25 protein-coding genes and 2 tRNA genes are annotated in these 22,362 nt (G+C 59.9%); 9 read left to right on the top strand and 18 right to left on the bottom strand.

Annotated elements, in window-relative coordinates; translation table 11 throughout:
- The 3 genes from U0988_RS06980 to U0988_RS06990 all read right to left on the bottom strand — a co-directional run.
- The coding region (locus U0988_RS06980) for a Wzz/FepE/Etk N-terminal domain-containing protein (protein WP_322291907.1) at positions 1-514 on the bottom strand (514 nt) is incomplete at its 3' end.
- Positions 515-560: 46 nt separating this feature from the next.
- Entirely contained in the window at positions 561-1,307 is a 747-nt protein-coding gene (locus U0988_RS06985) for a polysaccharide biosynthesis/export family protein (RefSeq protein ID WP_322291908.1), read from the bottom strand.
- An 8-nt stretch (positions 1,308-1,315) separates the two neighbouring features.
- Positions 1,316-1,903, bottom strand: coding sequence for a sugar transferase (locus U0988_RS06990; protein ID WP_322291909.1), 588 nt, complete (start codon positions 1,901-1,903; stop codon positions 1,316-1,318).
- A gap of 1,332 nt (positions 1,904-3,235) precedes the next feature.
- Here U0988_RS06990 and U0988_RS06995 point away from each other — a divergent pair.
- Positions 3,236-4,006 carry a metallophosphoesterase family protein gene (locus U0988_RS06995; protein ID WP_322291910.1) on the top strand — a complete coding sequence of 257 codons (771 nt, stop codon included), beginning with the start codon at positions 3,236-3,238 and terminating at the stop codon, positions 4,004-4,006.
- A gap of 85 nt (positions 4,007-4,091) precedes the next feature.
- Here U0988_RS06995 and U0988_RS07000 read toward each other — a convergent pair whose 3' ends face one another.
- Positions 4,092-5,066, bottom strand: a complete 975-nt coding sequence (locus U0988_RS07000) for a sulfotransferase (RefSeq protein WP_322291911.1) — start codon at positions 5,064-5,066, stop codon at positions 4,092-4,094.
- Positions 5,067-5,074: 8 nt separating this feature from the next.
- Positions 5,075-5,902: a sulfotransferase family protein gene (locus U0988_RS07005; RefSeq protein ID WP_322291912.1), complete on the bottom strand. Its 828-nt coding sequence runs from the start codon at positions 5,900-5,902 to the stop codon at positions 5,075-5,077.
- Positions 5,903-6,261: 359 nt separating this feature from the next.
- Between U0988_RS07005 and U0988_RS07010 the strand changes: the two genes are divergently transcribed.
- Together U0988_RS07010 and U0988_RS07015 are read left to right on the top strand one after the other, a co-directional pair.
- On the top strand, positions 6,262-6,420 hold the full coding sequence (locus U0988_RS07010; protein WP_322291913.1) for a hypothetical protein: 159 nt from the start codon (positions 6,262-6,264) through the stop codon (positions 6,418-6,420).
- Positions 6,421-6,579: 159 nt separating this feature from the next.
- Positions 6,580-7,923, top strand: a complete 1,344-nt coding sequence (locus U0988_RS07015; RefSeq protein WP_322291914.1) for an O-antigen ligase family protein — start codon at positions 6,580-6,582, stop codon at positions 7,921-7,923.
- A 113-nt stretch (positions 7,924-8,036) separates the two neighbouring features.
- Here the strand turns inward: U0988_RS07015 and U0988_RS07020 are convergent, their stop codons facing one another.
- The 4 genes from U0988_RS07020 to U0988_RS07035 all read right to left on the bottom strand — a co-directional run bounded on the left by U0988_RS07020 (position 8,037) and on the right by U0988_RS07035 (position 9,571).
- Positions 8,037-8,348, bottom strand: coding sequence for a hypothetical protein (locus U0988_RS07020; protein ID WP_322291915.1), 312 nt, complete (start codon positions 8,346-8,348; stop codon positions 8,037-8,039).
- A 335-nt stretch (positions 8,349-8,683) separates the two neighbouring features.
- Positions 8,684-9,118: a hypothetical protein gene (locus U0988_RS07025; protein WP_322291916.1), complete on the bottom strand. Its 435-nt coding sequence runs from the start codon at positions 9,116-9,118 to the stop codon at positions 8,684-8,686.
- A gap of 271 nt (positions 9,119-9,389) precedes the next feature.
- Positions 9,390-9,465 (bottom strand) — tRNA-Thr (locus tag U0988_RS07030).
- A gap of 32 nt (positions 9,466-9,497) precedes the next feature.
- Positions 9,498-9,571 (bottom strand) — tRNA-Cys (locus tag U0988_RS07035).
- 138 nt (positions 9,572-9,709) lie between these two features.
- On the opposite strand from U0988_RS07035, the gene U0988_RS07040 reads away from it, so the two are divergent.
- Positions 9,710-10,489: a thioesterase family protein gene (locus U0988_RS07040; RefSeq protein WP_322291917.1), complete on the top strand. Its 780-nt coding sequence runs from the start codon at positions 9,710-9,712 to the stop codon at positions 10,487-10,489.
- Between the two features lie 22 nt (positions 10,490-10,511).
- On the opposite strand, the gene U0988_RS07045 is transcribed toward U0988_RS07040, so the two are convergent.
- The 7 genes from U0988_RS07045 to U0988_RS07075 form a co-directional block, all read right to left on the bottom strand.
- Complete coding sequence (locus U0988_RS07045; RefSeq protein WP_322291918.1) at positions 10,512-11,318, bottom strand: crotonase/enoyl-CoA hydratase family protein; 807 nt, start codon at positions 11,316-11,318, stop codon at positions 10,512-10,514.
- On the bottom strand, positions 11,299-11,730 hold the full coding sequence (locus tag U0988_RS07050; protein ID WP_322291919.1) for a winged helix-turn-helix domain-containing protein: 432 nt from the start codon (positions 11,728-11,730) through the stop codon (positions 11,299-11,301). The genes U0988_RS07045 and U0988_RS07050 overlap by 20 nt, the downstream gene beginning before the upstream one ends.
- 71 nt (positions 11,731-11,801) lie before the next feature.
- Positions 11,802-12,185, bottom strand: coding sequence for a JAB domain-containing protein (locus U0988_RS07055; protein ID WP_322291920.1), 384 nt, complete (start codon positions 12,183-12,185; stop codon positions 11,802-11,804).
- A 17-nt stretch (positions 12,186-12,202) separates the two neighbouring features.
- Positions 12,203-12,715, bottom strand: a complete 513-nt coding sequence (locus U0988_RS07060; RefSeq protein WP_322291921.1) for a hypothetical protein — start codon at positions 12,713-12,715, stop codon at positions 12,203-12,205.
- A gap of 18 nt (positions 12,716-12,733) precedes the next feature.
- Complete coding sequence (locus U0988_RS07065) at positions 12,734-13,087, bottom strand: hypothetical protein (protein ID WP_322291922.1); 354 nt, start codon at positions 13,085-13,087, stop codon at positions 12,734-12,736.
- A gap of 38 nt (positions 13,088-13,125) precedes the next feature.
- Complete coding sequence (locus tag U0988_RS07070) at positions 13,126-13,752, bottom strand: hypothetical protein (protein WP_322291923.1); 627 nt, start codon at positions 13,750-13,752, stop codon at positions 13,126-13,128.
- A 101-nt stretch (positions 13,753-13,853) separates the two neighbouring features.
- Positions 13,854-15,062, bottom strand: a complete 1,209-nt coding sequence (locus U0988_RS07075) for an LL-diaminopimelate aminotransferase (RefSeq protein WP_322292014.1) — start codon at positions 15,060-15,062, stop codon at positions 13,854-13,856.
- A gap of 167 nt (positions 15,063-15,229) precedes the next feature.
- On the opposite strand from U0988_RS07075, the gene U0988_RS07080 reads away from it, so the two are divergent.
- Positions 15,230-17,110: a PHA/PHB synthase family protein gene (locus U0988_RS07080; RefSeq protein ID WP_416172373.1), complete on the top strand. Its 1,881-nt coding sequence runs from the start codon at positions 15,230-15,232 to the stop codon at positions 17,108-17,110.
- A 216-nt stretch (positions 17,111-17,326) separates the two neighbouring features.
- On the opposite strand, the gene U0988_RS07085 is transcribed toward U0988_RS07080, so the two are convergent.
- Entirely contained in the window at positions 17,327-17,617 is a 291-nt protein-coding gene (locus U0988_RS07085; RefSeq protein ID WP_322291924.1) for a hypothetical protein, read from the bottom strand.
- Here U0988_RS07085 and U0988_RS07090 point away from each other — a divergent pair.
- The 4 genes from U0988_RS07090 (at position 17,616) to lptG (ending at position 21,228) form a co-directional block, all read left to right on the top strand.
- On the top strand, positions 17,616-18,062 hold the full coding sequence (locus U0988_RS07090; protein WP_322291925.1) for a phasin family protein: 447 nt from the start codon (positions 17,616-17,618) through the stop codon (positions 18,060-18,062). The genes U0988_RS07085 and U0988_RS07090 overlap by 2 nt on opposite strands.
- Positions 18,063-18,331: 269 nt before the next feature.
- Positions 18,332-18,748 (top strand): ATP-dependent Clp protease adapter ClpS, encoded by a 417-nt coding sequence (clpS, locus tag U0988_RS07095; protein ID WP_322291926.1) that lies wholly within the window; start codon positions 18,332-18,334, stop codon positions 18,746-18,748.
- Positions 18,749-18,870: 122 nt separating this feature from the next.
- The gene (locus U0988_RS07100; protein ID WP_322291927.1) at positions 18,871-20,127 is read left to right on the top strand and encodes an LptF/LptG family permease; all 1,257 of its coding nucleotides are present in this window, start codon (positions 18,871-18,873) and stop codon (positions 20,125-20,127) included.
- A gap of 3 nt (positions 20,128-20,130) precedes the next feature.
- Positions 20,131-21,228: an LPS export ABC transporter permease LptG gene (gene lptG, locus U0988_RS07105; RefSeq protein ID WP_322291928.1), complete on the top strand. Its 1,098-nt coding sequence runs from the start codon at positions 20,131-20,133 to the stop codon at positions 21,226-21,228.
- A gap of 7 nt (positions 21,229-21,235) precedes the next feature.
- Here the strand turns inward: lptG and U0988_RS07110 are convergent, their stop codons facing one another.
- On the bottom strand, positions 21,236-22,240 hold the full coding sequence (locus U0988_RS07110) for a fatty acid desaturase family protein (RefSeq protein ID WP_416172374.1): 1,005 nt from the start codon (positions 22,238-22,240) through the stop codon (positions 21,236-21,238).
- Positions 22,241-22,362 lie beyond the last annotated feature (122 nt).

A 22,362-nucleotide genomic window follows, 5' to 3' on the forward strand; every position in this document is an offset into this window, starting at 1 on the left:
GGTCGTAGCTGGTGAAGGTTATCTGCGCGAGGCGCGTATTAAGACCGAGAGCCGCGGTAACGTTTTCCTGCAAACGCAGGACAATATCGTCGCTGGTGGCATTTGCGCCGCCATCCTCAAAACCGAGGGCGGCCAACAAGCCGGGATTTGCACTGATCTTCAGGCGTTCCGCGACGCGTTCGGCAGTGTTCCTGCTCAGTATCCGATCAAGCTGCGTTTGCAGGAAGCGTTCGCTTTCCTGTACCGGAATCTCGGGCTCGAGGCCTCCTTCGGGAATGACCGTCGCCGATTGCTGTTCGAGCTGGACCGAGGCTTGGGCCGTATATTTGGGTTCAGTCAGTAGCGTGATCAACAGGCCGATCAGAAGGGCACCTAAAATGAAGCCCAGCAATACCCAGCGTTGACGATAAGCCATTGCCCAGGTTTTGCTCATGGAAACAGAATTCCCCGCCGTCTTGCGGCGCGTGGTGGTGTGGATCTGTGCCCTTGGTACCTGCGTAGCTAGCGTGTTCATCGCGTCACCTCACTCATTATTTTCTGTTTGCCCACCAGTTCCGCGCTCAAAGCACGCGGAACACATTGAAGACCGGGGCAGCAAGGTAGTCCTGCCAGGCTGCTGCCACCTCGTTAAGACCCACCACGACGCGGTCGCCCGCGATGATCGCCGGGTCGGCATCGATCCCCGCCCTGATTCTCTGCAGATCAAATCGCGCGCCATGCGTCTGGCCGTTGATCTGCCGGAAGACGAACACCTGGTCGAGATCGGCTACATTGGTCGGGCTCTGCGCCATCGCCAGTGCCTCGATCAGCGAAGAATTGCCCCGGATGTCGTACACTCCCGGCTGCTTGACGCTGCCTTCGACGATAACCCTCTGGGTGATCGAATTGACGGTCACGCTGACATTCGGATTGACCAGATAGGTCGCCAGTCGCTGCCGGATGTCGGACGCCAGTTCGTCGGCCGTTTTGCCCGTGGCATTGACCGAACCAAGCAAGGGCAGAGGCAGGCGGCCGGACGGGTCAATCTTGACTTCCTCGACACTGAGGTCGGGTTCCTGGAACACGGTGACATTTACCGTGTCCAGCGGGCCGATCTGATAGCTTTCAACAGTCCGCGGCGCGTCTAATGGAGGGATAATAGCATAGGCCGCCTGTCCCGTCGGAAGCGGACTTTTGACACCGCACGCAGCGCAGGAAAGACTTAGAACAGTTACAACAAGAATTCGCTTCATGAGCCTTCCCTCCAGAATTGTGCCATTCGCAAGATACAAACGTGCCTGCAGCAGCCTGCACACCATGTCTGACATCGCAGCATTCAATACACCCCGCTTCGCTTGATGATCGCCCCTGGCGTTTTCAGGATGACCAGCAGATCGAGCGCCAAACTCCAGTTACGGCAGTAGAACACGTCGATCGCAACCCGGCGGCGGTAGCTGGTGTCGTTCCTGCCGCTTACCTGCCACAGACCGGTCAGGCCTGGCCTGACGAAGCAATAATCCGCGAAGTACCGGCCGTAGCGGGCGCTTTCCTTCTCGACGATCGGCCTCGGCCCGACGATGCTCATATGCCCCATAAGTACGCAGAAGAATTGGGGAAGTTCGTCGAGACTGCTGAGCCGGAGGAACTGGCCAAGCCGGGTGATCCGGGGATCGTGGGTCAGCTTGTGCAGCTCGTTCCACTGCCTGCGGGCATCTTCATTCCGTTCGAGATAGTCTGCGAGTGCCTTTTCCGCATCCTGCGCCATGGTACGGAACTTGAGGCAGTCGAATGCTGCCCCGTTAAAGCCGATCCGGCGATGCGCGAAGAAAACCGGGCCTCCGTCAGAGATCTTTATCAGGCCGGCGATCAGCAGCATCAGCGGGCCGAAAAAAATTATCGCGCCGACGCTGATCAGGATGTCCATTGCGCGCTTGCCAGGAGGAATCGTCCGAGCCGACATGGGAACCGGGCGCCTTTCCGTGCGCCGCGCAGATGCATAGTGGGAACGTAAGCCGTTGGCCGATGCGATCGCTCCCGGGTTGGGTCCCGGTTTGAACCTTGCGGTCCTGTCGCCTCTAGCGAACATAATGATAATCCGTAGTTCAGGCGTTCTTTGCGCCTTTCAGGTTAATGTCGAGCGACCCCTCGCTAAACTTACCCCCAGAGCATCCTTCGGATTTTACTTCCGGACGCCCATCCCTCTACAAATCGGAGGCCGTGCTAAAAGCGACGACTTCTTCCATTATGTTTTACAAACGCAACTATCGTGCGGATATTGCGACTCGAATAATCCGAATAACACTGAGATGACAATTGGTAAACATGAAGTGTGCCATATCGGATCGGTTCTGGTCAGAAGATGAACAGTTCGTTATACGCCTGACAGGCGCTGGCGGTTCCGAAGATTCGCAAAACCAGTCGGCCCCGCATTACGCAGGAGCATCGGAAACGGACACTCGGCGCTGCGGTTTTGCGTGGAAAAGCGCGAGACAATACTGCTGTTCAGTGGCCTTGTTACGCCGGGCAACATCTCAATACGATATGCGCCGACTGCGTGATCGACCCGTCAGGCCAGGCGTGTCTATAGTACGCTGGCCAGCAACGAGGAGCCAAAATACAGGATCAACCAAAGAGATGTTGCCATGAAGCCGGCAATGCTGATCCGAAGTGCGCCAGGCCATTTGGCATTTCCCAGCATATCCGCCCAGGATTCGGCGTTTCTGTTACCGGCAATTCGAATCGATCTGGCACCAAACGGCAGTCTAGCCAGTGCCGTGGCCAAAGTAATCCTTGAAATGTGAGCCATTATCCCCTCCGCGACCGTCGGAATCTCCTGAAGCCGGGCCGACGATCCGAGCCATTCATGGCAAACAGCCAAGATTGGCAGGATCAGTCGGAAACTCGATAGTTCGAGAAAGGTTGGGCCATAATGCGGCTTCGCCCCCGACTAACTCTGATGACCAGGATTCTTCCCGGTTCGTTATAAAACATAGGTTAACACCATGAAGGCGGCGAAGCAACTATTCTGGTCTCGACTTTCATGCCGTTGAAGTTCTTGACATCTTTGACGGGCCTCAAAGGTTTTCAACAGACCTTCAACAATGCAGCCATGTACTGCAAGACTGCGAATGCCTGGAACCGTGAAGCAAATCGGAGGTTCTATTCGCAAGCGGACCACCGGCAGCGGGTGCGATTTGCCACGGTTCCGCAGCCACACTACATTGATTGTCCAGTGTCCGCCTGATTTCGGTTTCGATTGCGAGTTGCCCCCTTGATCCGCCACTTGTTCCGCAGGAAAGCAAAAAGCGCCGTCACCCACGCCGGCGAGCGGGTGTACGCGGTCGGCGATATCCACGGACGTATCGACCTTTTTCGCAGTATACTCAAACAGATACAGATTGACGGCCAGGAACGTGGCCCCAACTCGACCCGTATCGTACTGCTCGGCGACCTTATCGATCGCGGTCCGTCGTCCCGGCAAGTGCTGGAACTGGTGCTGCACCTGCATCGCTCCAGCGAGGGCTTCGTTGTGCTGTCCGGAAACCATGAAGAAATGCTGCTGGAAAGTTGTGCCGGAAACGGCACGATGCAGAACCTGTGGCTGGACTGCGGCGGCATGGAAACTCTTCGCAGCTACGGTATCGAGCGTGCAATGCTTCGTGGCCTGAGGCCTGCGGAGCTTGGTGAGCTGATCACCCGGACGATTGGAAGGCCGACACTGGAATGGATCAGCGCGCTTCCCCTTACATTCCGGTCGGGCGACTATTTCTTCTGCCATGCGGGTGTGCGTCCGGGGGTGGCGCTGGATGAGCAGCGGCGAGAGGACCTGCTGTGGATCCGCGACGAATTTCTCGACAGCTCGGCAGACCACGGCGCGATGATCGTCCATGGCCATAGCGAACAGTCCAGGATCGAGGTCGAGAACAACCGTATCAATATCGATACGGCGGCGTATCGAACCAATGTGCTGTCAGCCTTGGCAGTCGAGGGCAAGGAACGCTGGTTCGTGGAAGCCTGCCATCCTTAAAAAAACTGGGATTTTGCCATCCCGCTGTGACCCGCCCCGTTCGCGCGAGATCCACTTTCGGAAGAAACGCTCTTGAAAGCTTGCGTCAGACAGGGGCCTTCAGACGCCCGGTTAGCTTGCCGAGCTTCCTCCACCCAGCGCTTGTCGCCAGCTTTATCATCGCCCCGATGTCCATTACGCCAAGCCGACCGCCGTGGTGCCGTTTGTAACCGAGCCGCTGCATCGCCCTGCCCGGGATCAATTCCAGAGCCATGGTTTCGCGCGTCGACAATTTCTTTTGCCACCTGTCGATCCTGTCAGCCATCGGTCCCCGGCCTACGTTGCGGTGCAGGTGCTTCTGTTCGTCGGGGATCAGCTCGACGAGGGTCGCAGGTTCAGCAGTTTCGCCTGCACTGAGCCGGCCGCTGTCCAGGCCGAGAAGTTCGGCAATCTTGCCAAGCGTTGGCTCGTTTTCCAGAATCAGGTCTTCATAGCGTACCATCATGCCGAAAGGGGCATGGGAAAGCCGGGTTGCCTCATTGACCGCTTGCCGCCAGCGCAAGCCTGCAACCAGAGGATTGTCCTGCATCGGCTGATGAGTCCGGCTTGAAAGGCTTTCCCGCTGCGAGACGAACATGGCGCGCGGGTCGCGGATCAGAAATATTGCGCGCACTTTCCGATCGCGCTGCAGGGCCTGGTATCCATGGCGAGCGATCAGATCGCTCAGGAAGTGACCTTTTACCGCCACCCAGGATGCGTTTGGCCGATGGGTGTCTGCAAAGCTGTCGCAAAGAGCATAGAATATGTCGAGCTCGTCGCTTGCCGCAGCGGCGCGTTCGCCCAGCAGCGAGCTGGACACCTTCCACGATGAAAGTTTTGGATCCATCGTCAGATCTTGCCCGAGACGCTCTATCCGGGCCCCCACTGCGGAAGGCGTGCAGGCCCGGCTCAGCAACCGTTCCAACGGCTCGTGGCCCTCCGGGGCAACGGCTACATCGGGATGCTGGCTAAGCTGGTTGGCCAGGAACGTAGAGCCGGTCCGGTTCTGATAGATCAGGAAAAGAATGTTACGTTTGTACATGATCCGCATCACGGCCCGAGGCGGCGGCGCCAGCCATCGGCTTCGGGCAAGATCGTGGCGAGAGCTTCGAGATCGGAATCGAAAGCCTCCCGGAATATCTGGTGGTCTACTTCGGGCATCTGGGACTTCTCGTTTCCGGCATTGTAAACCTTGTAGTCGATCCCGGAGGGAGGCGGGGCAATTCCCAGATACTCACAGCATTGTGAAACAGCCGTGGCAGGGTCAGACTGGAGCTGGTCAAGTGACAGTACATGTATCCCTTCCGCGCCGGCGATTTTCTGGAACCGGGAAATCTGGGCCATGTATCGGCCGCGGGCAAGATAGGATTGGCGCTTCAACGCCTCGAGATGCGCCCGATCGAGAACCCGGTCCGTCGTGAACCGCAGTCGCTCGCCTTCCGCGCGCAAGGCATCGGCAAAGCCGAGCTGTTCCCTGCCTTTGCGTTTTTCGTGCCGATAGTGTGACCATGCACGTTCGATCGGACAGCGCAGGATAGCAACAAATTTGGCATGAAGCCCAGCCGCCTCGATCCGGTCCGGAACATCCGGGTGGAACAGGTAGAACGGCGTCGCTTCACCTGTTACCGAAGCGCGGCCGGCGTGATCGGGAAAAAACGCCTTGTACCAGCTGAGCGGCGGCAGCGTGAACTGGCTGAAATAATGCACTTCCTTGCGCAGCGGAGGGGCCACATCCGGAGATTGGCACAGGTAATTGTACAGACTGGTCGTACCCGCTTTCTGCGCGCCGAGGATCAAAAAGTCTGGCAAGCGGCCCTGGCCCGTCAGCCGGCGCGCGGTGTGCCGCGAGACAAGTGACGCGCGGGAAACTACGCTCATGGTGTGGCCGCCATTGACTTGCGCGCGGAGAACGCACCTGTTCGGTCAAAAATGAACCAGGAATCTTGTGCTGAAGCGGAGTTTATCCTGGCCAAGGTGAAGCCCTCAATCTCATGTTACATACCTGGCGTGAATTGTTGGTGCATCATGCTAACTCGCTCCTGCCAACATAGTTTCCCGATGCACGATTTATGTCAACCAACCAACCAACCGCTGACCCTCGTCACCCGGCAGCAGGTCCTCACGTTTTCTTAACCAGTTTTGACCAGTCTCCAGGCTTGGGCCACGATTGCCAGCGCTTCGTGCGGCAATCTGGTCTGAACTGTAGGCTAAAAGCGAAAGCGGATTGGGGCCGAACGATGGAAATGAAAAATATCGGGCTCGCCGCGACCGACCGCGGGCATATCCGACCCGCCCCCCGGCTTTGGGCCGGCTGGCTGCGCGTGAGCATTGCTCTGGGGCTGGCGATTGGCACATGGTCCGCCGCGATCTATCTGATCGATGCCATTGCCCTTTGATCGCAAGGGGCACTTCTTGGAGGTTTGGCTTGCCACCGGACGCGCAATTTAGCGGGCCGGAATTGAATAGGGTGTTGTCAAATTCAATTTGAAAGACTTTAATGCAGGGTGAGGGGAACCTTCCAAACTGCGTTAGGCTTTCAACACATTGAGCTTTTGATGGTCCCACAACAAGAAATCCTGACAGAACCGCGTCCCACGATTTTGGAACGGGCTTTGGCGGCTACCTTGCTGGCGGTCCTGCTTCTTATCAACGTGGCCCTGATCGATTTCAGTATAGCCGATTTTCCGGTCCGCGGCATGGCTGCGATCGCCCTGCTTGGTGCAGCGATTCTGATCTATCCTGCACGGGTGTTGGCTGTCGTCCGGCAACATTCGCTTTTGCTGTGGCTCACGGCGGGGTTTGCCTTTCTCGGTGCCTTTGTCAGTTTCGCCAATGGCACCGAATTCAGCCTGGTCTGGCAGGGTCTGATGGAAGTACCCCTGCAAGTTGCGGTGACGGTCATCATCGCCAGTGTCCTGGTTCAGATTGCGGGTGTCGGGGCCGGTATCTGGGTGATTGCCGCAGTAATCGGAGGAAGCGCGCTGGTCGCGGTGCTCCAGTTCATGGGTCTGGATGCAGCCTGGCAGTTGCGCGAATGGCTCGGCAATCTGCAGGGTCTCTCCCGCTCCGAACCGGTGATCAACCGCAGGCCGATGGGCATTTCCTTTTCGCCTATCCAGCTATCCACCCAGCTGTGCGTGGCTTTTGCGGTATTTGCGGCAGCACGGGACAGGCTTGGCAGCACGGCCGAAAGCAAGGCGCCGGCCGACCCCCTGATCCTGTTCGCATTGGCGGTACTCGTGGTGGGAAGCCTGGTCACCCTGACGCGCTCACCCATTTTGGGTGCAGCGATATTCCTGGTATTTTACACTCTGCTTCGACCGGGTACCTGGCTTGTGTTTGGCGGGTTGCTGGCGGTCGTCGCCATTTACCTCATCGGTCCCTACATTCTTGATCTGGTCCAGCAAAGCGCTCCACGGGTGATCCGCACCGATGATGGCTCGGTCATGGCGCGCGCATCGATGAACACCTTCGGCCTGATGCTGTTTGCCGACAACCCCCTGGGGTACGGCTATGCATTCCGGCCGGGAGACCATTGGACAAGATTCTGGCAGGAGCTGCAATATACTCCCTCGCCTGATGCGGCGGCCGATAAGGAATTGCATAATTACCTGCTTAATATGCTCAACACATACGGGATCGGGTTGTTGCTGATCCTCCCGCTAGTGGTCGTGCTGCTGAAGCGGGCACAGCCGGTGCTGATTTTCTTCATTCCCTATATCGTCCACATCCTGTTCCACAATTCCGGCCCCTTCTGGACCGACATTCCGTTCTGGTTCGGGGTCGCAGTGCTTTCCGCTTTGCCGCGGCACGTACAGCCTGACGACGAATACGTGGAATACGCGATGGACGAAGATGGCCGGAACCGCGCCAGCCGTGCGCGAACCGCTGCCGGTTGATCGTAGTTCCTAGTAAATTTGGGCGACTCGCGAAGGACAATTTACGACTTTGTCAGTGTGCAGCTTGGCCGTTTGGTCTCGTTGTGGCGAGTGCAGTTGCCCTTAAATGAAAATCAGTCGTGCAGATCTACGCCCGTGCTCGGGTTGCATTCGAGTATAGGCGGATGGTCGGATGGACCATTGAACATGGATGGATCAATCGCTCCCTGTCTGACCAGCTGCCCGTAAGACTGAACTCTCATTGCTTCGAGATCATCGTCTATGTAATATTCATCGTTCAGCCCCGAGAACGCGCAAATGGATCTGCCATTTACATCTTTATACTCGCCGCCATTGCTGCCCTTCACCTCACCGGCAAAAGAAGGGGGGCTGAGAAACACAGCTGCAGTCGCTGCAAACACGGTCAATTTCTTGGAATACGTCATCACAATATCCTCCTACCTAAACGGAAAAGAACATCTGCGACTCGCCGCGGGTTTCATACCACAGGAACACGTCTTCTGGAACTGAAGGCCTTGAATACGAGGTGGCGAAAGGCGATCGGAAATTCCATGCATCTCATTGGAAACAGCTTTTCCGAGCAGCAACGGTGCCGAAGAAGGGTTGGCAGTGGCGGCTGACACCCGAAGCGGCCTTATTGCTCGCAAAGATCTGACGCTTTAACCCCGGCGCAGGAAGCCTTCCGCAAGGACGGCAATGCCCGGTGCCGCAGATCCGGCGCGGCCCGCACAGGCCGCACCGGAACCCCGCAGACCTGAAACTATTCGCCGATGTCGATATGTCCGACGTGACGCTGCTCCGCTGCGACGAGCGTCTGGAGTTCGTCCATCAGAGCCTTGGCCTTGTCCTCTCCGCCGACCTGGCGAGCAAACTCGGCGTCCCATTTTTTGCCCTCAGGGCTTTCCTTCCATCCCATTTCCGCAATTCCGTGCTTCATCGGGAAGGCAACGATGCTGTTCCATTCGCCGGTCGACATGTGGAAGTCCAGTACGCCCTGTTCGCCCAACGCCTCATCCACTTTTTCGAACATCTCGATGATTTCGTGGGCTCGTGCGCCCTTGCCCGATACCCAGCGTATCATATGGATCTGATACCACTTTACGTCCCGTAGTTCTGGCTGGGCGTCCTGGCTCAAGGCCGGGGCGGCCGGCAAAGTAACGCACAACGCCGCCGCAATAATCAAAAGCTTCTTCATAAGTTCTCTCCGGTTACAAGATGCTACCCTTGAAGCGCCCGAGAATATTCGCTGTTGTCCCCCAGCAACCGGAAAGAGGCGCTCCCGGCCGCGGCTTGTCAAGAATTTTGCTCGCCTGGCTCAGCAGCCGCAGCCGCTCCCCTCTTCGCCTTCGGCGGTGTTGGGCCTTCGGTGGTGACGGGCAGAGGAACCTGCGCCGAACGCAGACGATCCCCTCCGCGCCGGGGAGGACCGTTCCACTTCAAGCCTCAATTTGCTTACAGGAAGTGGGTGGTGCCGCTTAGAGGATTCGAACCTCTGACCCCATCATTACGAATGATGTGCTCTACCGACTGAGCTAAAGCGGCCCATGGGCGCGGGATTTGCTGCGCCGGGGGTATGGAGGCCCGAGCCGGAATCGAACCGGCGTGCAAGGATTTGCAGTCCTCTGCGTAACCACTCCGCCATCGGGCCACTCCCTTGGGCAGCGTTGCAAAAACGCCGCGATGCCCGCCGGAAGCGGCCACGTAGCGGCTCGGCGCGGGCAAGGCAATACGCTTGTGACGAATGGGGGATGGTCATGCGCGCCAGTTTCGGTATGCGCTCGCAGCCATGAGCATTCGAGAACTTATCGATCCGATTTCTGCCGAAGGCGGCGCATTGCATTTGCCAGGTGCGGAGAAGTGGATGCAGGGGCGGACCGTGTATGGCGGTGCGTCGGCGCTGCTGGCCTATGTCGCGGCGATCCGCAAGTTTCCGGACCTGCCGCCGCTGCGGGCTGCGCAGATCGGGTTCGTCGCGCCGGTTGGCACCGCGGTGGAATTGCGCGCCGAGATGACCCGGCAAGGGCGCAATGTTGCCCAGATCCGCAGCGAAATCCTGTGTGAAGGGCGCGTTGCGCTGACCTCCATGTGGCTCTTCGGTACGGGCCGCGAACCAAACGGCAACCATGCTGCGCTGCCGCTGGAAGGTGCGACAGGGACACCTGAGGACGGAGTGCCGGTGGACGATAGGCTGGCGCCAGCGTTCCTGAAGAACAATTACGAGGTGCGCCATACTGCCGAACAGGTGGCACCGGGCGTGCCGATCGTGCGCCGATGGGTCCGGCTGCACGACCGCACTGCGCTCGATCCGGTAGAGGAACTGATCCTGATGGGAGACACGCTGCCCCCTTCGGCAATCCGGATCATGCAGCGGCCGGGCCCGCTAAGTTCGATCAACTGGTCGTTCAACCTGCTCGATCCGGCACCCGCGACACGCGACGGATGGTGGTTGGTCGAAACCGCTAGCGATCACGCCGACCACGGTTATTCGAGCGAGCGACTGAGGCTATGGAACAGTGACGGGCGGCAGATGATTTCCGGGTTGCAAAGCGTCGCGATCTTCGGCTGAAGCGAACTCTTGCGACGGCCCGTCAGACATCGGAGAATTTCGGCTCCCGCTTGGCCATGCCCGCCATCACTGCCTCGATCTGATTGGGCGTGCGCATGATCGCGTGTTGCTCGATACTTTCTTCCATCAGCAGATCGTTGGTCGATCGGTCGTGCATCGCGTTCGACAGCCGCTTTGCCGCGCGAATCGCATGCGGATTGCGGCCGGCGATCTGCTGCGCCAGCGCCGTCGCACGCGCGCCGGGATCATCGTCGAGATAAGTCGCCAAGCCCAGCCCCAGCGCTTCTTCCCCGCTGAATTCGCGATTGGTGTAGATGAGTTCGCGCAGCACGTCGTCACGCACCAGCCCGCGCCACAGGGCATAGCCGCCCATGTCGGGCACCAGCCCCCATTTGAGTTCCATGACCGCCATGCGCGCATTGGGTGCCGCAATCCGGATGTCGGCGCCGCTGGCAATCTGCAACCCGCCGCCGAAACACACCCCATGGATGGCTGCGATGACGGGCACCGGCAGTTTGCGCCACTGCATTGCGACCTGCTGGAACTTGTTAGAATTGCCGTAAGTCCGCTCGGTCAGGCTCGGTTCGTCGGACGAGGGTTCACGGCCGAAACTGGCAGTATCGAGACCGGCGCAGAAGCTCTTGCCTTCGCCTGACAGAACCACCGCCCGCAATCCGCGGACCTTCTGCAGAACATGCCCTGCTTCGATTATCCGGGCAAACATTTCCGGATCGAGCGCGTTCATCTTGTCACCACGGGTCAGCCGGACCTGGGCAACACCTTGATCGTCCATGCTGATGGACACGCGGTCATTCGAGGGGAATTGCATCGGGTTCACCTGTGATCGAGAAGGTCTGCATATCGTTGCCGATGCGATGATTGCTGTCCAGAGATTGTTGCGGCACCGATTCGCACTCCCCCATCATCGCGCCCGCTTCCGCATCCAGCAAATATCCCCCGGCCGGGTGGGTGGCGACCAGCCAGGTCAGGCCGAACGTCCTCAGCTTGGCGCGCAGGCGGGCCACGTGGACCTCGACACGGTTGGTCAGCGGGTCATGATCCAGCCGCCATACTTCGGCCAGCAGGCGCTTTCGAGACAGGCGCTGGCGAGGGCTTTCCGCCAGCCGCCACAGCAATTCGAATTCCCGCGGATGCAGGCCCAGCCACTTGCCATCGAATTTGCCGTCCCGATGGAACAGGTCGAGCATCACGGGGCCGGCGCAGACATGGCGCGGCATCATCCGGGTTCCGGGAACATGGGGGCCGCATGATTCTGCGATTTCCGAACCCGGGATTCCCCCGGCATATCTACTCACAGACACCTGCCCATCCGGATCGAGTAAATATCTGTGCGGGTAAGTATCAGATGATCGAGCAGCGTGATGTCGAGCGCCCGTGCAATAGCGCGCATCCGGTCGGTCGCAGCCAGATCTTCGGCGCTCGGACGGCATTGGCCGGAGGGATGATTGTGGGCCAGCAGCAATCCGCCTGCGCCCAGCGCCAGTGCCCGGCCAAACAATTCGCGCGCTCTGACCGCCACGTAACCCGCCGCTCCGATAACCAGGACCTCGTCGTCAAGATAGCGCCCATGCCGGTCGCTATAGGTCGCGTGGAGCCGTTCCTCTGGTGCGGCAGTCAAGCTTGACTGGAGATGGCGCAGAAAATCGGGGGTGCTGACCTGAAAATTATCGCTCACCTGCGCAGCCGCGCGCCTTAGCGGTTTCTCCACTGGCTCCCGCGGGGCGGCGCAGCTTCGCCCCGCTGGCCAATCCACGAACGGTACGGACCGAACCTCGCCACGCGGCGGCGATGCGCCCATAACCCCAGACCCTGGATCAGCAACTGGAAATAGGACGGTCCGACATACAGGATCGCGTAGGCAATCGGCGTCATTGACTGGGTCAACTCCCGCGCCAGATGCGCGTTGAAGGCGATCAATTGCAAGGCTGCAATCCATAGAGTGTACATCCGGTTTGCGCGCAAGGCGATAATCGCAAAGGCGATCATCGCGGCCAGATCGATCAGGGCACGTCCGTAATCGATTGAAACGAGATTGATGAAATTGCCGAACACCAGACTGTAGATCCGGCTCGAGATCAGCATGCCGAGGAAGACTCCGGCAACCGCCCGTTCCGGACCCGCCCCTTTCCACAGCCCCATGGCAGCAAGGATGAGCAGCGCTACGAGTTGTAGTTGATCCCTCAGACCCGGGATTAGTTCTGCCATGCGCTCATCCTTCGGGGATCATGCCGTTTCAAGCGACAAGGTTTCCGGAAAATCCGACATGGCCTGGATTGCCGAACCGCTTATTTCGGTAGGTATGCCTTCATCGAGGCCCGCCTGTTCGCGGGCGACCTTGCTCAGTTCGCTGTGGACCCGCAGCAGGCTGGTGGACATCGACATGGCCTGCTGTTCCGCCTGGCACAGGCGCATAATTGCGCGCTGTCCGGCATCAAGCGGGACGCCAGGGTTCTGGCGTGCGACCAGCATCGCCTGCTTGAGCTTTGCAAAGGCAACCATCGCTTCGTCAGACAAGGCTTCCGCCTCCCGGATCAACTTACGGATATTGCTGGCATCGTGGGAAAGAATGGTGGTCATCGAAAAATCTCCGGACAGCAGGCCCAGGCTCGCCGCGCTCAATCGGCGTCCGTATTGCTGACGAGGGAAACCGATGCTCTGCCATCCAGGACCTCGCTCAAGGAGAGCGCCGCGGAAACGACAAGGACCACCCCGGCAATGATGCCGAAAGCGAGCGCGACCATAACCACGGAACGGTACAGGACGGCATGTTCACCGTCGAGCGCCCCGAAGACGACCACCGGTTCGATATCGTGTGCCCAAGGCGCATCGCGTGCGACCACATGGGCATCGGACAAACGGATCGAACCGGGGTCGTCCCGGTCCGCCAAATCACTGACAGGCGCCCGATTGCCCATCTGCTTTTTGCTGTATGCAGTATTTCTCAAGGGGGGCATTGCAGCGGGCGGCGCGCCTGCCGGAAGGACAAAACCGCTGCTATCGAGGGGAGCGGAATCTGCGTCTTCGGCCAGATCCGACATGCCGTTGGCAGCCCTGTAGGTTTCAACGAGCTCGTTCAGGCTGCCGGCATTGTAGATCTGTTTGAGCGCACGAATATGCTGGTTGATGCGCGTTGCCGAGACTCCCATCTCGCTGGCAATAAGCTTGATCGGCATCCGGCGATCGATTCGGTGCATCACTTCGCGCTGCTTCTCCGTCAGCTGAGGCGCAGCTTCCCCGATCATTGACAAACAACTCCTATGCTATGCGGACCCAGCTCCGCGGAATACGGCAATCGTCCGGCCTTTGAAAGTAAACCCGTGTAATTTACGCCGCCAGGTCCGCCTCAACCCACTTCTGTAGGTGCTCCGTTATGCCCCAGGGACGCGAGGTAGCGCTTCACGTTGCGGGCTGCCTGGCGCAGCCGCTGTTCGTTTTCGACCATGGCGATCCGCACAAAGCCTTCGCCTTCTTCGCCGTAACCAACGCCCGGCGCTACGGCGACTTCGGCGTGGAGCAGCAGCTGCTTGGAAAATTCAAGGCTGCCCATATCCTTGAGGGCCGGCGGCAAAGGCGCCCAGGCGAACATCGATGCTGGCGGCGGCGGGATATGCCATCCGGCGCGGCCAAATGCCTCAACCATTACGTCGCGGCGCTTGTGATAGAGCTGGCGGTTGCTTTCCACGATGTCCTGCGGCCCGTTCAGCGCTGCACACGCCGCCGCCTGGATCGGGGTGAACGCGCCGTAATCGAGGTAGCTCTTGACCCGGGTCATGGCGGCAATCAGTTCCTTGTTGCCCACCGCAAAGCCCATGCGCCAACCTGCCATGGAGTAAGTCTTGGACATCGAGGTAAACTCCACCGCCACGTCCTTCGCGCCCTTGACCTGCATTATCGAAGGCGTTGGCTTGCCGTCGAAATAAAGCTCGGAATAGGCGAGGTCGGACAGCACCCAGACCTTGTTTTCCCGCGCCCACGCGACCAGCCGTTCATAGAATGCGAGATCGACCACCTCGGCAGTCGGATTGGACGGATAGTTGACCACCAGCACGCTCGGCCGCGGCACGGTAAAGGCCATCGCGCTTTCGAGGGCGCGCCAGTATTCCTCGTCAGGCGTGGTCGGCACGGAGCGGATCGTCGCCCCGGCGATGATGAAGCCGAAAGTGTGGATCGGATAGGACGGGTTCGGCGCCAGCACCACGTCACCCGGTGCGGTGATCGCGTTGGCCAGGCTGGCGAGGCCTTCCTTCGATCCCATCGTCACCACCACTTCGCTGGCCGGATCGAGTTCGACCCCGAAACGTGTCGCGTAGTAATTCGCCTGCGCCTTGCGCAATCCGGGGATGCCCTTTGACTGGGAATAGCCATGGGCATCTGGCTTGCGCGCCACTTCGCACAGTTTGTCGATCACATGCGCCGGTGGCGGCTGATCGGGATTGCCCATGCCGAGGTCGATGATGTCTTTGCCCGCCGCGCGCGCCGCCGCCCGAAGACCGTTGACTTCGGCGATCACGTAGGGCGGCAGGCGCTTCATGCGGTAGAAATCGGTATCCATCATATCCCTTGATGCGGCAGATCGGGGCGTGCCGGTGTTTGGCGTGGTTGGTACAAAATGTTCGTCTGATTATTCCGTGAAGCAATAAATGCATAGGTGCAATCTTATCCGTCAGCCTGTATGAGTTTGCGGGAGCGAAGAGACCACGCAACGGGAAGAGAGCCAAGATGGCGGCTGCAAAGACACCGGATGACCCCTTCACCGCGCTGATAAAACTGCAGGCCGAACAGGCGCAGTCCTTTTTCAAGCTGATGACGCCGGTGACGAGCGGTGCGGCGGCTGCCCCGCAGTCTGCAGATGCCGCCGACCAATGGGCACAGCTCGCCAGCAAGCTGCAATCCATGTGGAACGATTTCCAGACCGCACAGCAAGGGTCCGCCGATCCGGCGGCGGCGATGTTCGACCTGACGGGATGGACCGATCTTTCGAAAAGCTGGCTGGCCCAGATGCCGCTGGTTGATCCGGCGCGGCAGCAACAGCTGATGGAAGATTCGGTGCAGCTGTGGCAGGCAGTTCTCGGGCAGTACGCCCCCGGCCCGGACGGCGGAAAGCCGGAAAGCTCCGTGCCCGAACTGCCGCGCAAGGACCGCCGCTTTGCGGATCCGCGGTGGCAGCAACAGCCACTGTTTGCGCTGATCCACCAGACCTATCTCCTGATGACCGAGCGGCTCCTCGCCATGGTCGACGACGTCGAGGGTCTCGACGCGGCGAAGCGCGAACAATTACGGTTCGCGACCAAGGGCATGATGGAGGCGCTCAGCCCGGCGAATTTTCCGCTGACTAACCCGGTGGTGCTGGAACGCACGCTGGAGAGCGGCGGCGAAAACCTGGTCAAGGGAATGGAACACCTGCTGTCCGATCTCGAACGGGGCCAGCTGACCCATACCGATCCGGCCGCGTTCCAGCTTGGCCGCAACATCGCTACCACTCCGGGCAAGGTGGTCCACGAGACACCGCTGTACCAGCTGATCCAGTACAGCCCGACGACGGAGGAGGTTCTGGCCGTACCGCTGGTGATTTTCCCGCCGTGGATCAACCGGTTCTACATCCTCGATCTCAATCCGGAAAAGAGCTTCATCCGCTGGGCGGTGGAGCAGGGCCTCACCACATTCGTCGTCAGCTGGAAATCGGCCGATGCCTCCATGGCCGACGTGGTGTGGGACGATTATATCCGCGCCCAGATCGACGCGGTCGATCACGTGCGCCAGCGGCTGGATGTGCCCTCGACCCATGTCATCGGTTACTGCGTCGCGGGCACCACGCTGGCCGCAACGATGGCGATTCTGGCGCGGCGGGGCGAGGCGGACAAGATCAAGAGCGCCACCTTCTTCACCGCGCAGGTCGATTTCGAACGCGCCGGGGAATTGCTCAATTTCATCGACGACACCCAGATCGCTGCAATCGAGAACCTCGCGCGCGATGGCTATCTCGATGGGCGAGTGATGGCGGCGACGTTCAACCTGCTCCGCGGCACCGATTTGATCTGGAACTATGTAGTCAACAATTACCTGTTGGGAGAAGAATATCCGGCGTTCGACCTGCTCCACTGGAACGGGGACGTCACCAACCTGCCCGCCAAATGGCACAAGAGCTATCTGATCGACCTGTACCGCGACAATCGGCTGGTAAAGCCCGATTCGCTCAGCGCCGACGGAACGCCGATCGATCTGCGGCTGGTCGAAACGCCGAGCTATATCCAGGCGGGCAAGGAAGACCACATTGCTCCAGCGGAAAGCGTGTGGCGTATCACGGAGCATTTCTCCGGCCCGCTGCGCTTCGTTTTGGCGGGGTCCGGACACATTGCCGGGGTGGTAAATCCGCCCGCCGCCGGGAAATACCAATACTGGCGCAACGACGATAAAGCCGCGTCGCTCGAAGAATTCATCGCCGGTGCAACCGAGCACAAGGGGAGCTGGTGGCCCGACTGGATCGAGTGGATCACCGGGCAGGACAGCAACAAAGTTCCCGCCAAAGGTGCCCGGAAGCCTGGAGGAAAAGGCGATAAAATCATCGAAGACGCGCCGGGTCGCTATGTCCTCCAGCGCTGATTACTGCTTTTGATCAACAGCTTGTGCAAATTATGCTGCACTGCACAAAAAGCTTGACATAGTCGCCGCACCGCCTATTTTGTGCACTGCAACATAAAGGTCCCGATTATGGGATCGGCAACGCACAAGGATCGGTATCATGGCAGACCAAGCCACGAGTAAAATTGATGCAGCGGCCGAAAAGGCTTTCGCCGAAGCGGCTGCCCAGAGCACGGTTCAGAAGACTGCTGCGAAGACTGCCGCAGCGGAAACCCCGTCAAAGCCCACTATAGCGCAGAACGTCGCTGAAGCAGTGGCTGCGCCGAGCCCCGCCGCGCCAGCGAAGAAGGCCGCACCGAAAAAGGCTGCCGCCAAGAAGACCGTCGCCCGCAAGACCGCAACCAAGAAGGTCGCCGTAAAGAAGCCTGCTACGCGCAAAGCAGCTCCCAAGGCGGCGCCGAAAAGCCGCAAGCCGGCGGCTGTAAAAACCCCCTCGATCAAGAAATCCATCACGAAGGAAACCATCATGACCAAAGCACAGGAAACCGCCGCTGATTACACTGCACAGCTGAAGGACGGCCTGGCCGACCTGCAGACCCGCGCCAAGACCGTTTACGAAAAGAGCACCGTGCTCGCTTCGGAAATGGGCGAATTCAGCAAGCATAACGTCGAAGCCATTGTCGAATCCGGCAAGATCCTCGCTTCCGGCATGCAGGAACTGGCGAAGAACTATGTCGAAGAAGGCAAGGCCGCCGTTTCGACCATGACTTCGGACGCCAAGGAAATCGCCGCCGTCAAGTCGCCGACCGAATTCGTCCAGCTGCAGAGCCAGATCGCCAGCCGCAATTTCGATGCGACGATTGCAACTGTCTCCAAGACCACGGAAGCCTGGGTCAAGCTGGCCAACGAAGCGTTCGCGCCGATTTCGAGCCGCGTCAGCGTTGCCATGGACAAAGTCCGCAAGGCAGCCTGAACCGGCAATCGGGTGACGGAAGCCAACGGGCTATCCGCTGTCCCGGGATTAAGCGTACCGGGATCCTCTCCTCCCGGTAGGCAAAAGAATGCGGGCCGAACGACATCCTCGTTCGGCCCGTTTCTTTTGTCCGGAGACCGCACTTGTTCGGCCGATCGCTTCCTATCCAACCCTGCAGCAGCGATTTTGCGATGAAATGTGCGTTAGCGGGCGGATTACTACCTCGGCCACCTTGCGAAGTGCGGACCGGATACGATATTACTGCAGACATGACCTTTGACCGAGCCGACCTTCCCACCCTGATTCAGGATGCCAGCGCCCCTTCCCGCCGCAACGGCGCACTGTGCGCGGGTGCGGGCGGCGGGGCCAAGGATGGCGGCAAAGGCGGTGAAGGCCAGGTGGGTGTGGTCACCAAGACCCAGCCCAAGACCAAGCAGCCCAGCATGTACAAGGTGCTGCTGTTGAACGACGATTACACCCCGATGGAATTCGTGGTGATGGTGCTCAAGCGGTTCTTCAAGATGGACCTTGAGCAGGCGACCCGGGTGATGCTGCACGTCCACCAGAAGGGCGTCGGAATTTGCGGGGTATTTTCCTACGAAGTGGCCGAAACCAAGGTCAACCAGGTTATGGATTTCGCCCGACAGAACCAGCATCCGCTTCAATGCACGCTGGAGAAAGCGTGAACGATGGCTTCGAATAGCGACCCCGGCCGCATTGGGGGGCATGACCGCGGGCGTTTTTCGCGCTAGGGGCAGGAATCCAGTCTTCGGGCTGACCTTTTGAAAGACTGGCAGGCGCCGAGCTATTGTTCAATTTCATCCCCGCCATTGACCGGTACATCTTCCGGCTTGTGACTGTACCGATGCTGGGCGTGTTCGTACTGGCTGCATCGCTGCTGACCCTGGACAAGATGCTGCGGTTGTTCGACTTCGTCGCGACCGAAGGCGGTCCGATCGGCGTGGTGTTCAAGATGCTCGGCAGCCTGGTGCCCGAATATGCCAGCCTGGCGATCCCGCTCGGCCTGCTGCTGGGGATCCTCCTCGCCTTCCGCAAACTCGCCACCAGCAGCGAACTGGACGTACTGCGCGCGGTCGGCCTCAGTTACTGGCGCTTGCTGCGCGTCCCCTATGCGATCACCCTGATGTTGGTCGGGCTGAACGCCGCATTGGTGTTCTATATCCAGCCGGTCAGCCGGTATTATTACGAACAGCTCGATTATGACCTGCGCTCCGGCGCGCTGGGCGCCTCCATCAAAGTTGGGGAATTCACCACGCTCAAGGACCGCATGGCGCTGCGGATCGAGGAAAGCCGCAACGAAGGCCGGCAGTTGATCGGCATCTTTGCGCGGGTTGCCAATGAAAAGGGCCAGGTGCTGTCGATCACCGCGCGCGAGGGGAATTTCCTGGCCACCAGCGACAATCCCAACACCATCATCCTGCGGCTGAACGATGGCACAATCGTGCAGGATATGGGCCGCGGCGAAGAAGGCGGCACACCCCGCGTACTCAGCTTCACCCGCCACGATTTGCCGATCGACCTGCCAGCGATCGAGGAATTTCGCGAACGCGGGGATGCGGAGCGGGAATATATCCTGCCCGAATTGCTCAGCATTGGCTGGAGTCCGGAAAGCACCCAGCAAGTGCGTGATGCCAGCCAGGCCAGCTTCAACTTCCGCATGGTGGAAGTGGTGATGATGCTGCTGATGCCGCTGCTGGCGGTCGCGCTGGCGATACCGCCCAAACGGTCGACCTCGGCGCTGGGCGTGTTCGTGTCGATCGTGATGGTGGTCGCCTATCACAAGGTCAATCAATACGGGGAGGACTTTGCCGCGCTCGGACGGGCCGACCCCGCCCTGGCATTATGGGGTCCGTTCATGGTTTTTGCCGCACTGATCATCTGGATGTTCTACCGCGTCGCCTATGTGCCGGGCGGACAAGCGATCGGAGCGTTGGAAAGCGGATCGGCAAAGCTGGCCAAACAGCTGCGCAAGCTGCTTGGCCGCAAGCGCCGCCGGTTCGAAGCCGAACATGATACCGTCCCTCATTTTCAGGCGGCGGAATAGACGGTGCAGCTGGAATTCTTCCCGTCCCGTACGCTCACGCTTTATTTGGCGAAGTTGTTTTTCGTCCGGATCGTCGCGATGCTGGCGGTCCTGGTGATGGTCCTGATGATGCTCGACCTGCTCAGTACCAGCGGCGATATCCTTGCAGCGGAAGGCAACGGGCAGGCGCAATTATGGACCTATGTCACGCTGCGCGTACCGCAGCTGGTGGCCAGGTTCCTGCCCTATTCCGTGCTGCTTGCCACGATCATCTCGCTGATCACGCTCAACCAGAACAGCGAGGTGATCGCGATGAAGGCCGCAGGGCTGTCCGCGCACCAGGTGCTTGCGCCCTTGCTGCTCACAGCCGGCCTGGTGTCGATTGTGAGCTTTGCCTTCAACGAGCGCGTCGTGACGCAGGCAACCGCCACGCTCAGCGCCTGGGAAGCGAATGATTACGGCCCGATCCCGCAGGATACGGGGGTAAAGGCGAACGTCTACCTGACCGCGGGGAACGATATCCTCACCGCGAACACTGTCACCGGCAGCAGCGAGGGTATGACCATGCGCGGGGTCACCTTCTACCGCCGAGACGCACAAGGAATATTGCTGGAGCAGATCCGGGCCGAGCGAGCGACCTATGCCGCGCCCGGATGGACCATGAACGATGCGGTCCGTTTCGACGTCCAGACCGCAGATACCTCGATGGTAGCTTCTGCGACGGTCGCACCCGAAGTCATCCCCGAACAGATCGAGTTGAGCGCGGTCAATCCCGATGCGCAAAGCTTCTGGCAATTGTCCGGCTCAATCGCCGATTTCGAGGCTGCGGGGCGGCGCACCGCTGAATTACGGGCCAAGTGGTGGCACAAGATATCCGGGCCGCTGTCCGCGTTCCTGATGCCGCTGCTGGGCGCGGTCGCGGCGTTCGGTCTCGCCCGGTCGGGCCAGCTGTTCGTTCGCGCGCTGATCGGGATGGGGCTGGGCTTTACCTATTTCGTGGTCGACAACGCCGCGCTGGCGATGGGCAGCTTCGGCGGTTATCCGCCATTCCTTGCCGCGTGGGCCCCGTTCTTCCTGTTCCTGCTGATCGGCGAGACGGTACTGGTCCGGACCGAGGAATAGCCGCCGGTCAGCGGACTTTCATGGTGCTGCTCAACAACCTGCCGACCAGCGGTGCAAGGCCGCGGTGGTTTGACCGGTCGTAAGTCGATCCGGCACCAAGATGCTCCGCCAGCCGGCGATGCGCCTCGGGCAAGGCATGATAGGGCATACTCGGCAGCAAATGGTGCAGCGCGTGATAGCGCAGGCCGACCGGCGCCCAGATTTCCGCCAACAGGCCCGGTGGGGGCACATTGACCGAATCGAGATATTGCGCGGTCACGGTCATCGGCTCGCCGTCATTTTCCCACAGATGCGCCACCAGCGTGCGCGTCTGGTTCAGCACGGCGGTTAGCGAAAACACCGCAAGCGCGATCAGCAGCGGGCGCCAACCGAGGAACGCAGTGCTGGCCAGCAGTGCGATTGCCCAGACCGTTGCGCCTGTTTCCTGCCAGAAAAACCGGCGGCGAAATTCCTCGGCCGGAGGGCGGCGGCGGAAATCCGGGTTGATCGAAAGCGCCGAAAACCGCTCCCACACCAGTTTGCGCAGCGGCGGGAGAACCAGCCCAATGGGGGTCAGGATGGCGTAGCGGATCACCAGCGCGGGCGGGGCCAGCAGCGAGATCAGGATGAACACCGGCAGCGACCACGGCTTCATCAGCGCCAGCGGCAGATATTCGGGATCCTCGACAGTCCCGTAGCGCGTTCGTGCATGATGGATCGTGTGAACCCCTTCATACATCAGCGACGGGGTCAGCATGGGTATGCCGACCAGCACGTTCCAGGCCATGCGAAACCCCGGCAGCGCGTTGCGGTGAATATGCGACAATTCGTGGATGAACAGCAGCGCCCGGTAGAGCACCAGCGCCGACACGAGGCCGAGCAGGATAGCGAGGCCGGTACTATCCGCCAGTATCGCCCCGGCAAGAGCCGCATAGCCGACCGCGGCCGATACCAGCATATCCGCCCAATAGATGCGGGGATTGACCTCGGCGATGTCCTTGGTCAGGTCCCGCGCGCCGCGCAGCATTGCCATATCGTCGGCAATCGGGACTCGAACCGGATCCGGGCCCGCCAGCGGCTGCGATCCAGCCGTTCCTGCTAAATTGTGCGAATTCATGAAGAGATCCGAATTTTCCTGTTAGCCCGCACCGTTCC

The sequence above is a fragment of the Allopontixanthobacter sp. genome (assembly GCF_034376665.1).
Lineage (GTDB): Bacteria > Pseudomonadota > Alphaproteobacteria > Sphingomonadales > Sphingomonadaceae > Allopontixanthobacter.

Bases quoted from the DNA above. Each gene is read 5' to 3' on its own strand.
- U0988_RS07050 (WP_322291919.1), bottom strand. From the start codon at position 11,730: ATGATGCCGCGCCATGTCTGCGCCGGCCCCGTGATGCTCGACCTGTTC.
- U0988_RS07075 (WP_322292014.1), bottom strand. From the start codon at position 15,062: ATGGATACCGATTTCTACCGCATGAAGCGCCTGCCGCCCTACGTGATC.
- U0988_RS07010 (WP_322291913.1), top strand. From the start codon at position 6,262: ATGGAAATGAAAAATATCGGGCTCGCCGCGACCGACCGCGGGCATATC.
- U0988_RS07060 (WP_322291921.1), bottom strand. From the start codon at position 12,715: ATGGCAGAACTAATCCCGGGTCTGAGGGATCAACTACAACTCGTAGCG.
- U0988_RS07065 (WP_322291922.1), bottom strand. From the start codon at position 13,087: ATGACCACCATTCTTTCCCACGATGCCAGCAATATCCGTAAGTTGATC.
- U0988_RS06990 (WP_322291909.1), bottom strand. From the start codon at position 1,903: ATGGACATCCTGATCAGCGTCGGCGCGATAATTTTTTTCGGCCCGCTG.
- U0988_RS07015 (WP_322291914.1), top strand. From the start codon at position 6,580: ATGGTCCCACAACAAGAAATCCTGACAGAACCGCGTCCCACGATTTTG.
- clpS (WP_322291926.1), top strand. From the start codon at position 18,332: ATGACCTTTGACCGAGCCGACCTTCCCACCCTGATTCAGGATGCCAGC.
- U0988_RS07040 (WP_322291917.1), top strand. From the start codon at position 9,710: ATGAGCATTCGAGAACTTATCGATCCGATTTCTGCCGAAGGCGGCGCA.
- U0988_RS07005 (WP_322291912.1), bottom strand. From the start codon at position 5,902: ATGAGCGTAGTTTCCCGCGCGTCACTTGTCTCGCGGCACACCGCGCGC.
- U0988_RS07080 (WP_416172373.1), top strand. From the start codon at position 15,230: ATGGCGGCTGCAAAGACACCGGATGACCCCTTCACCGCGCTGATAAAA.
- U0988_RS07090 (WP_322291925.1), top strand. From the start codon at position 17,616: ATGACCAAAGCACAGGAAACCGCCGCTGATTACACTGCACAGCTGAAG.
- U0988_RS07110 (WP_416172374.1), bottom strand. From the start codon at position 22,240: ATGGCAATGCTGCGCGGCGCGCGGGACCTGACCAAGGACATCGCCGAG.
- U0988_RS07085 (WP_322291924.1), bottom strand. From the start codon at position 17,617: ATGATGGTTTCCTTCGTGATGGATTTCTTGATCGAGGGGGTTTTTACA.
- U0988_RS07070 (WP_322291923.1), bottom strand. From the start codon at position 13,752: ATGATCGGGGAAGCTGCGCCTCAGCTGACGGAGAAGCAGCGCGAAGTG.
- U0988_RS07020 (WP_322291915.1), bottom strand. From the start codon at position 8,348: ATGACGTATTCCAAGAAATTGACCGTGTTTGCAGCGACTGCAGCTGTG.
- U0988_RS07000 (WP_322291911.1), bottom strand. From the start codon at position 5,066: ATGTACAAACGTAACATTCTTTTCCTGATCTATCAGAACCGGACCGGC.
- U0988_RS06985 (WP_322291908.1), bottom strand. From the start codon at position 1,307: ATGTCAGACATGGTGTGCAGGCTGCTGCAGGCACGTTTGTATCTTGCG.
- U0988_RS07025 (WP_322291916.1), bottom strand. From the start codon at position 9,118: ATGAAGAAGCTTTTGATTATTGCGGCGGCGTTGTGCGTTACTTTGCCG.
- U0988_RS07045 (WP_322291918.1), bottom strand. From the start codon at position 11,318: ATGCAATTCCCCTCGAATGACCGCGTGTCCATCAGCATGGACGATCAA.